Source organism: Faecalicatena orotica (genome assembly GCF_003149245.1).
GTDB classification, from domain to species: Bacteria; Bacillota; Clostridia; order Lachnospirales; family Lachnospiraceae; genus Faecalicatena_A; species Faecalicatena_A orotica.
The window spans coordinates 170,708-185,651 of the sequence record NZ_QGDL01000009.1 but is presented as its reverse complement, the minus strand read 5'-3'; the positions used below and the strand labels follow the sequence as shown (position 1 = coordinate 185,651).

Here is a 14,944-nt window from a genome sequence, read left to right as displayed (position 1 = left end):
AAGCAGGGCGCGGTTAACAGCCCATTCTCTTCTATCTCCATTAATAGCTGATCTTTTAATAGTAACTGCATAACATTTCTTTCTCCCCATCTTTTCTGATGCTCCCACTTGGTACTTCCTGCTTTTTATCCTCTTGATTCTCTGTCAGCTTAAGAAATTTATATACCGTCTCCGCGATCACTTCGTTACCTTCTGCATTTGGATGAACCCCATCCACAAAGTAGCCGGGGTGTTCCTTTGTCGTGTTATAGATATCTATGACCGGAACATCACATGCTTCTGCGGCTCTTTTAATAATTGCCACAATCTCCGTTGCCAGCACCGACTTGTTCACCTGAAACGCAACCACGTCTTTGCCGTCTGCGCCGAAAGCGGCACAGCATGTCATCAGATATACCCTCGGACTGCCCGGCAGTTCTTTGTATCCGTTAACAAAATCCCGAAGCTGTCTTTCATATTCCCCTGCATTCCAGTTGTATGCCTTCGAATCATTTGTACCCAGCATAATCAGGACGATATCCGGATCTGCTTCCTGTGATTCTTTAAATGCATCCTGATTTCTGTATGATTTATTCGTTTCACTCAGCAGTGTGGAACCACTTACCCCGAAATTAAGGACCGTATACCCATCCCCGAGCAGTCCCGCCAGCTTTGCCGGATAAGAATCCCGCTCCCGGGATGTCATCACACCTGCACCATAGGTAATACTGTCTCCGACACACGCCACCCTTATCTTTTCAGTCACGCGCTTCGGCTCCTCCTGTTCTTCCTCATCCGTCTTCACCGCAGGCTCCTTTACTTCTTCCTCATCCGCTGGCACCGGTGCCGCTGGCCTTTGTATCATACGCGCATAAACCACACCCCCGGCCCCGGCTGCCACAACTATCAAAACGATGATGGCAAGCACCCTTTTAACCATCTTACTCATATTCCCAATATCCCTTTCAAATAATTCCTCTTTATATAATACAAGGACACGTTTTCAGACGCGTCCCTATTCATTATCATATATATTTTATTATACTTCATATTCCGCCATTTCACAATCACTTATCCCGTCCCTTCCGTTCCCCGGTCATTTTTCTATGAAGCGTACCTTCCACTCGCCATGTCCGCCCTTCCCGTTATAATGGATCCTCCCCTGCCGCTTTAGCCTGCGGATTCTTGCATTTGCCGCGGACAGGCTGATTCCCTCTTTTTCTGCAATCATCTTTGCAGTAATCCGGGGATTATCATGCATGTAATCCAGAATCCTCTGATTTTCGGATTCTTTTCTTGATGCATACTGGAAATCGGCATCCAATGGGATTTCTATACGGGGATTCTTTTCTGCCCCGTGCATTTCAGGTTTACAGGTAAGAACGAGTCTGGACGGAAATACTTCAATTTCTTCGATGTAATCCAGCATTACCTCGATTTCTGCCTGCCGGACTGCACCGTCTGCCAAACGCTTCTGTATTTTCTCCAGTCTTTGTTCCGGTATGTTCTGTGTGCTCCCTGCATCGTTTAATTTTTCCAACTGGTGATTAATGTTTTCTATCTTCTGTTCAATTTGCGTTCTTTTTTCTTTATAGTCTTCATCCGTGATCACATCCTCGAGCAGTTTCTCCAAAAGCCTTTGTTTTTGTCCTGCATAGCGTTCTGCCTCTTTTTTCAGGTGTTTCACCTGTCCGGCCGGGTCATCCTGCTCCAGCGTTTCTGTAAGAATCTGCATGATGATACCTGTGATTTCTGAAACATCTGCTATTGCCACGTCACTATATTGCCCTGCTGCCTTTTCCAGTATGGCAGACAGCCGTTCTTCATCCAGATGGATATTGTCACAGCCCCGCCCTTCTTCCGGCTCTGTTTCCCGGCTGTTTTTACAGCCCTGCTTTGCCAGGTTCCTGCCATTATGAATGTAATTCCGGCACTGCCACACTGCGGCCGTTTTTTTCTGTTTCTTTCTGTACCGGCGGTAGTAAGGACTGCCGCATTCACCACAGCGGATTTTCCCGGAAAGCCGGTATTTCCCGGGATTTTTCCCCCTTGGCTGGTCCTCATTTAGGCTGTATGCCCTTTTTCTCCGGTCCATTGCCTCGTTTGCCTCCTGCCATTCCTGCTCAGGGACAATGGCCGGAACGGCATTTTTATGGATCATCCACTGGTCTTTTGGGACCTGCATGGTCCTTCCGGTCTGGAAGTCGAAATGTCTTTTATTTTGAATGACCGTTCCGCACCTGATCGGATTACGGATAATCCTTCGGATGGTTTCTGCCTGAAATACTTTTCCGTTCCTGTCACGGATTCCGTTTTCCTCCAGATAACGCCCGATTGAAGTACACCCCATGCTTTTACATAGGAAAAACATAATCCGGATTGCTTCTGCCTCCTCCTTTTGAAGCTCAACCGACCCATCCGGGTTTCTTTTTAATCCGTAGGTCCGGGACGGGAGAATGAATTTCCTGCCGTCCCGCTGTCTGTAGTAATGGGCATTGTTTATCTTTTTCGAAAGCTCCCTGCTGTACTCCTCGGCCAGAATCGCCTTGATCCCGGTAATCAGGGCATCATCCGCCGAATAAAACTTGCCTTCCAGATACATAAACAGTTTTTTACCGTTTGTAACCAGACGGTCTATGAATAAGTACCAGTCTTTTGTGTTGCGCATGAGCCGGTCCTGACTCTTGATGACTACAATGTCAAATTTATCCGTCTGTAATTCTTCGTATAAGCGGTTATATTCGTCCCGCCCTGCCGTCGTTGTCCCGCTTTTTGCTTCTATATATTCGTCTACGAGCAGCCATCCCTGCCGTGCCACGCTAAGCCGTGATTCGGCGGTCTGCTTAAAAAGGGCATCCTGCTGGCTCTCTTCCTCAGTACTGCAGCGGCAGTATATGACGGCCCTGGTCAAAGCCTGTACCTCCGGTATATCTGGTTTTCTGCCCGGATTCGCCCGGCCACGGATATCAATTTCTCACGGCACAGTATTTCGACCGTTTTAAGGAGAATCCTCATCTCTGCGGCATCTTTCTGTTTCGCGTTCTCATTTTTCATTGTCTGTCACGGCTTTTACCATTGTCACTTTAGCGTATGAGAAAACGCCTTGTACTTATGAATCATTTTTTGATAGAATCTGCATATTTTTTCACATAACCGATGAGTGGTTCCAAATAGGATCTTTCTGTCCAGTCATAGCTTCCGCCATCTGCTTCGAAAAATGCTTTCATCCACGGTTCCAGTGTATTCGGATCTTTTTTGCTCAACGATTTTTTCAGCATCCTGCATAAGGTTCTGTCTTTAAAGTCCATAACCGTCTCATCGTATGCACCTCTGCCATAGAACATTGGAATTTCAAAGGGAAGGTTTTTCAGGTTATGTTCCTTAACCGCTTCGAATTCTTTTTCATGAAACGGGCTTGCACCAACAGCAAAAATAATGATATTCCTATCTTCAAGAAGCCTGATATTCTTCCGTATGTATTTCATAACCGACACGCCGCCTGCGTACATGCCGCCGATGGCCACAATCAAATCATACTTCTTTATCCCACTGAAGTTATAGCTCCCGATTTCAAAAACATCGCAGGAAAACTCCTCCTTCAGCATTTTGGCATATTTTTTTGAAGCGCCGTATTTCGATTTGTACAGTACCAGAATTTTACACATATTTATTCTCCTTTTCGTCTCCATTCGTTATCGCAGCTTCTTTTCCAGATTGTCTATGCCGGCATACAGTTTCATCATCAAAGTAAATAACTGTCCGATTTCTTCAATAGTATAGACTTCAAATAGATAATTTAACTGCTTTTCGTATGTTGCAAATACGGTATTAAAGTATTCGGTTAATTTTTCTGTCGGATAAATACCCGCAGCACGCAAATCATTTTCGCTTTGTTTTATGATGACAAATCCTTTTTTTTCTAAAGCTTGTGCCAATTTTTTGATATTCTGTCTGGAACAGCCAAGAAGCCTGCCTAATTGAGTGAATGTCAGTTGTTCCTTCGACTGTCTGATCATCGTTAAAAGCATGAACTGCTTTAGCGACACCTCCGGAATATTGTTATCAAAAACTGTCTGAAGCCTGTTCCCCGCAATAAAAAGTGTGCTGAAAATAGCTTTCCCCTGATTTTCCGGCGAATCTGAAAATCTTTCTATCAAATCTTTTATTTCCATGAGCCCCTCCTCGTTTGGTAACTTGTTACTTTATTATAGCAACAAGTTACCTTCTTGTCAACAAAGAGGCTGACATTTTGTCATTTTGCCGTCCCGCCTGTTTAAAATGGATTGGCTCCTGATGTCTATCGTACTTCTTTGTATTATGGCGATGGGGCTGTATGCAGTCATTAACCTGATTGAAAAAATTTATCTAGAAAAATTCTGACCTCATCCCTTTTCGGGATGATAAAGGGAATAAAGCAGAGGTGCTGAACCGCGCCTCTGCTTTTTGTATATATTGCTTATTTTTGCAATTATTTTTTTGCTTTTCATAGTGTATTTTGTATTATTTTCAGACTTCACGTGATATAATAAAGACTATATCAGGTGGAACAGTTTTCCCTGTACGGGCCATATTACGGCATCTTACTTACGGTGCAGTCTGCGTTCCCGCCTGTACTTACTATCAAAGGAGGAGAGACATGAATTTTAATCCCAGCAGCACTTTTTTATTTTTACTCGCAGGCATGATCATCCTGTTCGTTATCTGCCAGTCTGTATTTTTCCTTGTACGGGCATACCGGAGGGGGAAATCGCTCGGTATGGACATGGGCAAGATCAAAAAAACGATGATTTCTACTGCCATTTTTACCTTTGCTCCGGCACTTTCCATACTGCTTGGAGTCATCACGCTCTCGAAATTTCTGGGGCTTCCGCTTCCGTGGCTGCGCTTAAGTGTGATCGGCGCCATTACATATGAACTTCCCGCAGCGACCACGACAGCAAATGCGCTCGGCATCTCTGCGCTATCTGAGACGATCACGGACCCGAAGGTGTACACCGCAATTGCATGGGTTATGACCCTCGGAATCTTTCCGGGACTTCTCTGGGTACCGCTGTTCATCCGCAAGATTCAGGGAGGGCTGATGAAGATCAAGAACAAGGACAGCAAATGGGGGGATATCCTGATGACGGCCCTGTTTCTTGGAATGATTTCCGCATTCCTCGGGATGGTATTCGCTGATATCCGCTCGGGATTAAAGGGCTGGATCCCGATCTTCGTCCTCTTATTCTCGGCCCTGATCATGGGAATCTGCGGACTGCTTATTAAAAAATGCAGCATGAAATGGCTGGAAAACTATGCCCTCCCTGTCAGTATGCTGGGAGCCATGATATTTGCAGCGTTTATTACACCACTGATAGGAGGCTGATATCAATGAAGACGAATCGTACTTACGAAGACAAAACACACCTTTACGGGCGGATCTGGATACTCACGGCTCTTATCATGATCTTTTCCTTCCCTGTTGCCGCCTGTATCTACTATGATGCATGGCCGGGATGGACGCCTGTGCTCAAAGGACTGCTCGGCGTTGCCCCGATCTTCTGGACAGTCGGGCTGATCGAAGTGCTCACGTTTGTCCCCATGCTCGGAACGGCCGGATCGTATCTCGCTTTTGTTACGGGCAACCTGACAAACTTAAAGGTACCTGCGGCACTGACAGCAATGGAGAATATGAAGGTGAAACCAGGAAGTGAAGAAGGCGAAGTGGTGTCCACGATTGCCATTGCCACCTCATCCATCGTTACAACCCTGATCATCGCCGTGGGCGTTGCGCTCCTTGTGCCTTTGACCCCGATCTTAAATTCACCGCTCTTGAAACCGGCTTTCGATAATATACTTCCCTCCCTGTTTGGAGGACTTGCGGTCGTATATGTAAGTAAAAACTGGAAGATTTCGATTGCACCGCTCATTTTCATGATTGTGCTGTTCCTGCTGGTGCCGTCACTCTCCGGCTCTGTCGGTGTCCTTGTTCCGGTCGGTGCACTGATCGCCATCGGCGGCGCCCGGATTCTTTATAAAAAAGGAAAACTGTAATCTGCCACTGGGCAGTTACGAAGGAGGTTTTATTATGATAGTTCTATGGGTTATTCTCATTTTAATTGTACTTTTTCTTGCAGTGCTGATTGTACGTGCACTCGGCTACAAGCCAAAAGAAAGATACATGCCGTCCGGTGATGCCCTTGCCCTGGACAGCGATAAGATTGTAAAAGATATGGCAGAAATGATCCGTTGCAGGACGATTTCTTATAATGATCCCGATCTGATTGACAAGGAAGAATTCCGTAAGTTTCAGGAACTGCTCCCTGCATTGTTCCCACATATCCATGAAGCATGTTCCCGGGAATTTGTAGGTGAAAACGGAATGCTTTACTGTTGGAAGGGAAAAAGCCCTGACAGTCCCGTCGTGCTAATGTCCCACTATGATGTCGTCCCTGTCGAGGAGTCCCAGTGGGATAAACCGGCATTCGATGGAATCGTGGAGGATGGCGTTCTCTGGGGGAGGGGTACGCTGGATACAAAGGGGACTCTGTGCGGAATTATGGAAGCCGCTGAAAAACTGATACAGGAAGGTTTTGTGCCGGAGCATGATATTTATTTTGCATTTTCCGGACAGGAAGAGATCAACGGGCCGACCTGCCCCGCCATCGTGGATTTATTCGAACAGCGCGGCATCCGCCCTGCGCTTGTCGTCGATGAGGGCGGCGCTGTTGTGGAAAATGTTTTCCCGGGCGTTGATAAGGAGTGTGCACTAATCGGCATCGCCGAAAAGGGACTGACCAACATCGAATTCCATGCAAAGAGCGGCGGCGGCCACGCCTCCATGCCCCCTGTACATACGATTGTCGGGGAACTGGCACAGGCCGTCACGGAAGTAGAAAACCACCCGTTCCCGCGGCAGCTTACAAAACCGGTCCGGGAAATGCTGGATACACTGGGCCGTTATTCTACCTTTACATACAAACTCATTTTTGCAAACCTCTGGTGTTTCGAGGGACTGTTTGACAGGATATGCAGGGCATCCGGCGGGGAGCTCAATGCCATGATGCGCACCACATGTGCCGTCACGAAAATGGAAGGTGGAAAAGCCTTCAATGTCATTCCTCCGAAAGCATCTGTGGGAATGAACCTGCGCCTGCTCGGCAGTGATACGGTGGAATCCGCAAGAGATTATCTGGAAAAGACCATTCACAATCCGAACATTGATGTGACGGTCTATGAAGGAAGGAATCCTTCCGCAGAATCAGACACCGGCTGCGAGGAATACAAACGCCTCTGTCAGGCCGTTGTGGATACTTGGCAGGATGCCATTGTCTCTCCCTATCTGATGATGGCATGCAGTGATTCCTGGCATTACTGCCGGATCACCGACAGAGTGTATAAGTTCTCGGCCATGAAGCTTTCCAAAGAGGAGCGGGGTATGATCCACGGGAATAATGAGCGTGTCCCGGTCGATACACTCGTAAAAACCGTGGAATTCTATGTACGGCTTTTAAAGAAATGTTAGCATCATCACCACATAAGGGAGCGGCTTTGGCAGCCGCTCCCTTATCGTTGTTATCTTTTTGTTCCCGTCTGCTTTTATCTACCCTCATAACCCACGAGTTCTTCAATATCTTTCTCGATTTCTTCCACAGGGGCCGTCGGCTCAAACCGTTTAATGACCGTTCCATCCCGGTTCAGCAGAAACTTGGTGAAATTCCATTTTATATCATTGCTTTTTTCATATTCCGGATTTTCCTCTGAGAGGATTTCATGAAGCTTGCCGCTTAGCGGATGATCCTTGTCAAAACCTTCGAATCCCTTTTTCTCTGTCAAATACCGGAACAGGGGGTGTATATGTTCTCCCTTTACTTCTGTTTTCGAGAATACCGGAAATGTCACTCCGTAATTTTTCCGGCAGAAGGTATCAATCTCCTTGTCATCCCCCGGTTCCTGCTCCTTAAACTGGTTGCAGGGAAACGCCAGTATTTCTACGCCTTTGTCCTGGTATTTTTTGTAGAGCGCCTCTAATTGGGCATACTGCGGGGTAAATCCACACTTGCTTGCTGTATTTACGATCAGGAGCACTTTCCCTGAATAGTCCTCCATTTTCTCCTTCGTACCGTCGATCCGCGTCAGTTCGATTTCTTTTAATTCCATCTGTTACTACTTCCTTTCCCGGCTTTTAAAGCGTTCTTCCTATACGCCTGCTCTGGAAAGTATTATATATCGTATGCATGAATTTTATACGGAAACAGAATATAAAACAACTGCCTCATAAGAACGTAAGGTGCCATCTTCCGGCCCGTCCCCATAATTGCCGAGTATTTTATCATATCCACCCGTGAGTGCCGCCAATGCCTCTTTTGATTTTACCCTGACAGCTTCCGGCCGGAAATTGCACAGCACAAGAAGTTTCTCGGTTCCCAGACTTCTTTGGTATACCATCAGGCCGGGATCTTCCTCATCGATAAACTCAATATTTCCTTCTGCAATTACAGGTTTTTCTTTCCTGAGCCTGATTAGTTTTTTATAAAACGCCAGAATCGAGTCTTCATCTTTTTCTTCCTCCCGGACATTGATTACCCGGTAATTTTCAGGCAGTCCGATCCACGGCTCTGCGTCCGAAAACCCTGCATGGTCTTCCCCGCTCCACTGCATCGGCGTGCGGCCATTGTCTCTGGAACGCCCTGCCAGAATGTCCAGTGCCTCGTCCGTGGTTTTTCCTTCTTTTAACAGGATTTCATAATAATTCAGGCTCTCTACGTCCCTGTACTGTCCGATGGACCGGTACCCGGCATTCGTCATCCCGAGTTCTTCACCCTGATAAATATAGGGGGTCCCCCGCATCAGGTGGATTGCCGCGGCCAGCATTTTCGCCGATTCCTTCCAGTACTTCCTGTCATCCCCGAAGCGGGATACGACACGCGGCTGATCGTGATTACACCAGAAGACTGCATTCCAGCCGTCCGCATTCTGCATCCCGGTCTGCCACTGCCTGAACAGTTCCTTCAGGGCTGCGAAATCCGGTTCTGCCAGTTCCCATTTGTTTCCATTTTTATAATCCACCTTTAAGTGGTGGAAGTTAAAACACATAGACAGTTCTTTTTCCTTAGGATTGGAATACCGGATACAGTTTTCCAACGATGTGGATGACATCTCGCCCACCGTCACCATGTCTTCAATCCCGGTATCACGCACCAGTTCCTTTAAAAATTCGTGTACATGCCGCCCATCTGTATAAAACCTTCTCCCGTCGCCCTCGTAATCATCTTCGAATACTTCCGGCTTCGATATCAGGTTCACGACGTCAAACCGGAACCCTTTGATTCCTTTTTCCTTCCAGAACCGGATCACATCCTTTAATGCCCCCCGGACCTTCGGGTTCTCCCAATTGAGGTCTGCCTGCGTCACGTCAAACAGATGGAGATACCATTTTTTCAGTTGGGGGACATACTCCCATGCCGGCCCGCCGAATTTCGAAATCCAGTTTGTTGGCAGCCGGTCTTTCTCTCCATCCCGGAAGATATAATAGTCCATGTATTCCTCACTGCCCGCCAGTGCCTTCTGAAACCATTCATGCTCCGTCGAAGTATGATTGAATACCATATCCAGCATCAGGCCGATTCCTCTTTCGTCCGCCTTTTTGATCAGCTCCTCCAAATCCTCCATCGTACCGAACCGCGGATCGATCTTTAAGTAATCTGCCACATCGTATCCGTTATCATGCTGGGGGGAAATGAAAAACGGGGTCAGCCACAGGTAATCTACACCCAGTGATTCCAGATAATCCAACTTTTCCGTGATTCCTCTTAAATCCCCGAATCCGTCCCCATTTGAGTCTTTGAATGATTTCGGGTAAATCTGATATACTACTTTATCTTTAAAACCGGCCATGCTCCGTTCCTCCTGCTTATTCAAATGTAATCACCGCCGTATCATTTGCCTCTGCACGGATACCCGTATGGAACTGGATACCGCGCGCCTCTCCTTCATCCGTAATAATGCACACCGTTGTATCTGGATGGCCTGCCTGTTTGATTTTTTTTCTGTCGAAACAGATGAGCGGATCTCCCGTACGGACTTTATCCCCCTCTTTCACGAGATACTCAAACCCGTCTCCTTTCATGTCGACCGTATCGATCCCAACATGGAGAAGCAGTTCCATGCCATTGGAAAGCGTCAGGCCGCAGGCGTGTCTGGACTCCTCCATCAGCACCGTCACGGTCCCGTCTGCCGGGGCGCACAGTGTTTCATTTTCCGGGATCACTGCCAGTCCGTCTCCCATGACTCCTTCGGAAAACACACCGTCTCCCACTTCTTTTAACGGAATGACTCTGCCGTCCAGAAAAGCCTTTAATTCTTTTACGGGTTCTTCTGTATCCTCTGGAATCATTTCAGTTTCTGATCTTTTCATACTTTTTTTCTTTCCTACAATTACGGTAAGCAGGAACGGAACTGCGATTGCCACTGCCATGCATATTGCAAAGGAGAGCATATATTTCGGCTGGATGGAAAGGATTCCGGGAAGTCCTCCGACGCCGATTGCATTTGCCGTTGTGCCTGTTGCCACACAGATGACTGCCGCACAAGCCGAGCCGATCATCCCGCACACAAACGGGTAGAGATGTTTCAGGTTGACGCCGAAGATGGCCGGTTCTGTGACCCCGAGGTAACAGGAGATGCAGGCCGGGACGTTCACCTCCTGTGCCGCAGCATTTTTCCTCTGCAGCGTAATCATTCCAAGAACAGCAGAGCCCTGTGCAATGTTTGACAGCGCGATCATCGGCCACAGCATCGTCCCGCTGTAATCCGCAATCAGCTGAAGGTCGATGGCATTGGTCATATGGTGCAGCCCGGTAATGACGAGAGGGGCATACACGAATCCGAAGACTGCGCCGAAAATAACTTTAAAGGAGCCCGTGATTCCTGCATATACGACACTGGAAATGGCAGAACCGATCTTCCACCCCACCGGCCCGAGGATAAAATGTGCCGCGATAACTGCCAGTACGAGGCTGCAGAATGGGACAACAATCATAGAGACTACCTGGGGTGTAATCTTCCGGAAAAACTTTTCCAGATATACGAGTGTAAATGCTGCAAGTATGGCCGGAATGACCTGTGCCTGATACCCGATCATGTTGATTTTAAAATATCCGAAGTCCCAGAATGGGATATCTGCTGCCGCCGTGGAAGCCACTGCATATGCGTTCAGAAGCTGTCCTGACACGAGTGTCAGTCCAAGGACGATTCCAAGCATCTGGGTCGTTCCCATTTTTTTCGTAACAGACCAGCAGATTCCGACCGGAAGCATGTGGAATACCGCTTCGCCGATCAGCCAGAGAAAGCTGTCGATACCGGACCAGAACTGGCTGATATCGCAGAGTGTCTTTGTTCCGTTCTCGAATAAATACAAGCTGTCAATACAATTACGGAAACCTAAGATCAGACCTCCGACAATGATTGCCGGAATCAATGGTGCGAAGATTTCGGCGATCGCCGTGACCGCTCGCTGCAGCAGATTCTGATTCTTCTTTGCCGCCTGCTTTACAGCGTCCTTTGATACCCCTTCAATCCCCGCGGCTGCCACGAAATCATTATAAAAATCTGCCACTGAATTCCCGATAATGACCTGGAACTGGCCGGACTGGGTAAAGCTGCCTTTCACTGCCTTCATCGCCTCAATCTTTTTCACATCCGCTATTGACGGGTCGCTAAGCACAAACCGCATTCTCGTCATACAATGTGAGACAGCCGCTATGTTCTGCCTTCCTCCTACCAGTTCCAGAAGCTCTTTTGCGTCCTCTGCATATTTGCCCATGACTTTTCCTCCCAAACTTTTCAATCAGACTATTCGCTCAGTATCTTGTTTACTCTAGGTGTCTTATTTTCTACCATCATCTTGTTTAAACAAGTTCTGTAATTCTTTTATACCACACTTGTTTAAACAAGTCAACCTATATTTAGAAATTTCTTAGTTTTTTCTATAAATGCATTAGCGATAGATACTTTAATCCCCACGGCTTTCTTGACTTCTTTTTTTTATCAGCTATAATAAAATCAGATGTTTAAACAAGCAAAACGCTTTAGAAAGGTGATATTTATGCCAAAGGCCAAATTTGAAACGATATATAAAGATTTAAAAAAGAAAATTGAATCTCAGGAATATCCTTATCAGGAACTGCTTCCTTCGGAGAACACGATGGTAACGATCTATGACTGTTCCCGGAATACAATCCGCAGGGCCGTGTCCGAGCTGGCTGAACAGGGGTATGTCCAGTCTCTGCACGGGAAAGGGGTGCGCGTGATTTACCAGCCGGTCGATCAGGCTTCCTTTACTATCGGTGGGATCGAATCCTTTAAAGAATCTGCTGTCAGAAATCATAAAAGGACCCGCACGGACGTTGTCCGTTTTGCCGAAATCACGGCCGATGAACGGGTTGCCGCCAATACGGGATTTCCGGTCATGAGTGAGCTGTACTATATTCAGCGTGTCCGTTATCTGGAAGATAAGGCGCTGATTCTGGATATCAATATGTTTCTGAAATCCGAGGTTCCCGGACTGACAAAAGAAATTGCCGGGAATTCCATTTATGAATATATTGAAAATGAATTGGGAATGGCTATCGTTACAAGTAAACGAAAAATGACGGTGGAGCGCGCAACAGAGATTGATGAAAAATATCTGGAGCTCAATGACTATAACTGTCTTGCAGTGATCACGGGGCAGACTTATAATGCGGACGGTATTATGTTCGAATATACACAGTCCCGGCACCGGCCGGATTATTTCTGTTTTCAGGATACGGCTACAAGAAAGCGGTGATTGGTATCCATGCCGCCTCCGGACTTTTTTATTTTGAAAGGAGTACCTGTTATGTGTGGACGTTATTATATTGATGACGAGACAGCCAGAGAAATTGAACGACTCGTCCGCCATCTCGATCAGAAATTAACCGGGGCTGGGAAAAGGGATGTCTTTCCATCCGGGCAGGCACCGGTCATTACCGGGCGTCAGAATGAATTTGCGGCGGAACTTTTCACGTGGGGATTCCCGGGTTTCGGCAAGTCAAGCCTGATTATCAATGCCCGTTCTGAGACTGCACTCGATAAAAAGACTTTCCGCGACAGCATCCAGTCAAGACGGTGTGCCATTCCTGCCGCCAGTTTTTACGAATGGAACAGTGAAAAGGAAAAATACACCTTCCGGAAACCGGATGGCAGGACTTGTTACCTTGCCGGTTTCTATAAAGAATTTGACAAAGGCGTACGCTTCGTCATCCTGACGACTGATGCGAATGATTCCATGAAAAACGTTCATGACCGGATGCCTCTGGTTTTAAATGAAGAAGAATTGGATGCATGGATTTTTGATGATTCGCAGACAGAACTGATTCTGCATAAAGTGCCGGGGCCGTTAAAGAAAGAAGCGGAATATGAACAGCAGACACTGCCTCTTTTATGATCTTTAAGGCGATTACAATGAATCGGCAAATATGTTTTAGTGCTTTTACACATTTCGCCTGATTTTAGAATATATCCGCTAATCTTGTTTTTTACAAAGGAGAATTTCACTATGGAACAAATGACATTATTTGATGACCGCAAACTGACGGCTCCCCTCGCCAGCCGGCTCCGCCCGGACTCTCTGGAAAATTTCGTAGGACAGGAGCACCTGCTTGGAAAGGGGAAGATGCTCAGGCAGCTCATCGAACGGGACCAGATTTCCTCCATGATATTCTGGGGGCCGCCGGGCGTCGGGAAAACCACCCTCGCCAGTATCATTGCCGGACAGACAAAGGCCGACTTTATCAATTTCAGTGCCGTCACGAGCGGGATCAAAGAAATCAAGGAAGTCATGAACCAGGCCGAGAACAGCCGGCGCATGGGGATCCGGACCGTTCTTTTTGTGGACGAGATCCACCGTTTCAATAAGGCACAGCAGGATGCATTTCTTCCTTTTGTAGAAAAAGGCAGCATCATCCTGATCGGCGCCACCACGGAAAACCCGTCCTTTGAGATCAACGCCGCCCTGCTCTCCCGCTGCCGTGTCTTCGTATTGAAAGCACTGGAGGAGAAAGATCTGGTCAGGCTCTTGAACAATGCACTTTCCCATCCATCCGGCTTTGGCAGCCAGAATGTACAGATTTCTCCCAAACAGGTACAGGCAATCGCTGCATTTGCAAACGGAGACGCACGAACTGCGCTGAATACGCTGGAGATGGCAGTCATCAACGGAGAAATCAGTGCAGAAGGCATTACCGTAACAAACGAAGGCCTTGAACAGTGCATCAGCAGGAAATCCCTCCTCTACGACAAAAACGGCGAGGAACACTATAACCTGATCTCCGCGCTGCACAAATCCATGCGCAACAGCGATCCAGACGCCGCCATCTACTGGATGATGCGGATGCTGGAAGGTGGAGAAAACCCACTCTATATTGCAAGGCGCCTGATCCGCTTTGCCAGCGAGGACGTAGGGATGGCCGACAGCCATGCACTCCAGGTAGCCGTAGCCGCCTATCAGGCCTGCCACTTCCTCGGAATGCCGGAATGCGACGTCCACCTGACCCACGCCGTCACCTACCTCTCAATGGCCCCGAAATCCAACGCACTATACAAAGCCTGCGAAGACTGCAAAAAAGACGTCCGCGAACTCCGGGCCGAACCGGTCCCCCTCCAGATCCGGAACGCCCCCACCCGTCTGATGAAAGAACTAGAATATGGCAAAGGCTACGAATACGCACACGATACCGAAGAAAAACTAACACATATGCAGTGCATGCCGGACTCACTGAAAGACCGGGAATACTACCACCCTACCGGGCAGGGAGAAGAACAAAAAACAAAAGAACGCTTAAAAGAAATACAAACATGGAAATTGGGGACGTAGTAAACCTCAACTTTACTACGTCCCCAATTAACTTTTGTGGTGTCACTTTTTGGGATCTGCCCTGTCACTTTTTGACCTTTTCCCCATATA

At 47.4% G+C, this 14,944-nt stretch carries 13 protein-coding genes and 1 pseudogene; 7 read left to right on the top strand and 7 right to left on the bottom strand.

Annotated elements, in window-relative coordinates:
• Nucleotides 1-55: 55 nt before the first annotated feature.
• The 4 genes from A8806_RS15430 to A8806_RS15415 all read right to left on the bottom strand — a co-directional run bounded on the left by A8806_RS15430 (nucleotide 56) and on the right by A8806_RS15415 (nucleotide 4,151).
• Nucleotides 56-928 (bottom strand): GDSL-type esterase/lipase family protein, encoded by an 873-nt coding sequence (locus tag A8806_RS15430; protein WP_109732098.1) that lies wholly within the window; start codon nucleotides 926-928, stop codon nucleotides 56-58.
• Between the two features lie 147 nt (nucleotides 929-1,075).
• Entirely contained in the window at nucleotides 1,076-2,890 is a 1,815-nt protein-coding gene (locus tag A8806_RS15425; protein WP_109732097.1) for a recombinase family protein, read from the bottom strand.
• A 205-nt stretch (nucleotides 2,891-3,095) separates the two neighbouring features.
• Nucleotides 3,096-3,644, bottom strand: coding sequence for a flavodoxin domain-containing protein (locus A8806_RS15420; RefSeq protein ID WP_109732096.1), 549 nt, complete (start codon nucleotides 3,642-3,644; stop codon nucleotides 3,096-3,098).
• Nucleotides 3,645-3,671: 27 nt separating this feature from the next.
• On the bottom strand, nucleotides 3,672-4,151 hold the full coding sequence (locus A8806_RS15415) for a MarR family winged helix-turn-helix transcriptional regulator (RefSeq protein WP_109732095.1): 480 nt from the start codon (nucleotides 4,149-4,151) through the stop codon (nucleotides 3,672-3,674).
• Nucleotides 4,152-4,242: 91 nt separating this feature from the next.
• Between A8806_RS15415 and A8806_RS27045 the strand changes: the two are divergent.
• The 4 genes and pseudogenes from A8806_RS27045 to A8806_RS15395 all read left to right on the top strand — a co-directional run.
• Nucleotides 4,243-4,359: pseudogene (locus A8806_RS27045) on the top strand (ABC transporter permease); the annotation flags it as partial.
• A gap of 256 nt (nucleotides 4,360-4,615) precedes the next feature.
• Nucleotides 4,616-5,344, top strand: a complete 729-nt coding sequence (locus tag A8806_RS15405; RefSeq protein ID WP_109732094.1) for a DUF5058 family protein — start codon at nucleotides 4,616-4,618, stop codon at nucleotides 5,342-5,344.
• 5 nt (nucleotides 5,345-5,349) lie between these two features.
• Nucleotides 5,350-6,012 (top strand): hypothetical protein, encoded by a 663-nt coding sequence (locus A8806_RS15400; protein WP_109732093.1) that lies wholly within the window; start codon nucleotides 5,350-5,352, stop codon nucleotides 6,010-6,012.
• Nucleotides 6,013-6,046: 34 nt separating this feature from the next.
• Nucleotides 6,047-7,483, top strand: a complete 1,437-nt coding sequence (locus tag A8806_RS15395) for a M20 family peptidase (RefSeq protein WP_109732092.1) — start codon at nucleotides 6,047-6,049, stop codon at nucleotides 7,481-7,483.
• A gap of 74 nt (nucleotides 7,484-7,557) precedes the next feature.
• Here A8806_RS15395 and A8806_RS15390 read toward each other — a convergent pair whose 3' ends face one another.
• The 3 genes from A8806_RS15390 to treP form a co-directional block, all read right to left on the bottom strand.
• Nucleotides 7,558-8,118: a glutathione peroxidase gene (locus A8806_RS15390; RefSeq protein WP_109732091.1), complete on the bottom strand. Its 561-nt coding sequence runs from the start codon at nucleotides 8,116-8,118 to the stop codon at nucleotides 7,558-7,560.
• An 84-nt stretch (nucleotides 8,119-8,202) separates the two neighbouring features.
• Nucleotides 8,203-9,855, bottom strand: coding sequence for an alpha,alpha-phosphotrehalase (gene treC, locus A8806_RS15385; protein ID WP_109732090.1), 1,653 nt, complete (start codon nucleotides 9,853-9,855; stop codon nucleotides 8,203-8,205).
• A gap of 16 nt (nucleotides 9,856-9,871) precedes the next feature.
• Nucleotides 9,872-11,782 (bottom strand): PTS system trehalose-specific EIIBC component, encoded by a 1,911-nt coding sequence (gene treP / locus A8806_RS15380; RefSeq protein ID WP_109732089.1) that lies wholly within the window; start codon nucleotides 11,780-11,782, stop codon nucleotides 9,872-9,874.
• A 282-nt stretch (nucleotides 11,783-12,064) separates the two neighbouring features.
• Here treP and treR point away from each other — a divergent pair, with 282 nt between their 5' ends.
• From treR to A8806_RS15365, 3 genes are all read left to right on the top strand, one after another.
• Nucleotides 12,065-12,787, top strand: a complete 723-nt coding sequence (gene treR / locus A8806_RS15375) for a trehalose operon repressor (RefSeq protein WP_109732088.1) — start codon at nucleotides 12,065-12,067, stop codon at nucleotides 12,785-12,787.
• 51 nt (nucleotides 12,788-12,838) lie between these two features.
• Nucleotides 12,839-13,426 carry an SOS response-associated peptidase gene (locus tag A8806_RS15370; protein WP_109732087.1) on the top strand — a complete coding sequence of 196 codons (588 nt, stop codon included), beginning with the start codon at nucleotides 12,839-12,841 and terminating at the stop codon, nucleotides 13,424-13,426.
• A gap of 111 nt (nucleotides 13,427-13,537) precedes the next feature.
• Nucleotides 13,538-14,854, top strand: a complete 1,317-nt coding sequence (locus tag A8806_RS15365; protein ID WP_109732086.1) for a replication-associated recombination protein A — start codon at nucleotides 13,538-13,540, stop codon at nucleotides 14,852-14,854.
• The last annotated feature ends 90 nt before the right edge of the window (nucleotides 14,855-14,944 follow it).

Coding starts and splice junctions, on each gene's coding strand:
- A8806_RS15430 (WP_109732098.1), bottom strand. CDS start 928: ATGAGTAAGATGGTTAAAAGGGTGCTTGCCATCATCGTTTTGATAGTT.
- A8806_RS15420 (WP_109732096.1), bottom strand. CDS start 3,644: ATGTGTAAAATTCTGGTACTGTACAAATCGAAATACGGCGCTTCAAAA.
- A8806_RS15415 (WP_109732095.1), bottom strand. CDS start 4,151: ATGGAAATAAAAGATTTGATAGAAAGATTTTCAGATTCGCCGGAAAAT.
- A8806_RS15405 (WP_109732094.1), top strand. CDS start 4,616: ATGAATTTTAATCCCAGCAGCACTTTTTTATTTTTACTCGCAGGCATG.
- A8806_RS15400 (WP_109732093.1), top strand. CDS start 5,350: ATGAAGACGAATCGTACTTACGAAGACAAAACACACCTTTACGGGCGG.
- A8806_RS15395 (WP_109732092.1), top strand. CDS start 6,047: ATGATAGTTCTATGGGTTATTCTCATTTTAATTGTACTTTTTCTTGCA.
- A8806_RS15390 (WP_109732091.1), bottom strand. CDS start 8,118: ATGGAATTAAAAGAAATCGAACTGACGCGGATCGACGGTACGAAGGAG.
- treC (WP_109732090.1), bottom strand. CDS start 9,855: ATGGCCGGTTTTAAAGATAAAGTAGTATATCAGATTTACCCGAAATCA.
- treP (WP_109732089.1), bottom strand. CDS start 11,782: ATGGGCAAATATGCAGAGGACGCAAAAGAGCTTCTGGAACTGGTAGGA.
- treR (WP_109732088.1), top strand. CDS start 12,065: ATGCCAAAGGCCAAATTTGAAACGATATATAAAGATTTAAAAAAGAAA.
- A8806_RS15370 (WP_109732087.1), top strand. CDS start 12,839: ATGTGTGGACGTTATTATATTGATGACGAGACAGCCAGAGAAATTGAA.
- A8806_RS15365 (WP_109732086.1), top strand. CDS start 13,538: ATGGAACAAATGACATTATTTGATGACCGCAAACTGACGGCTCCCCTC.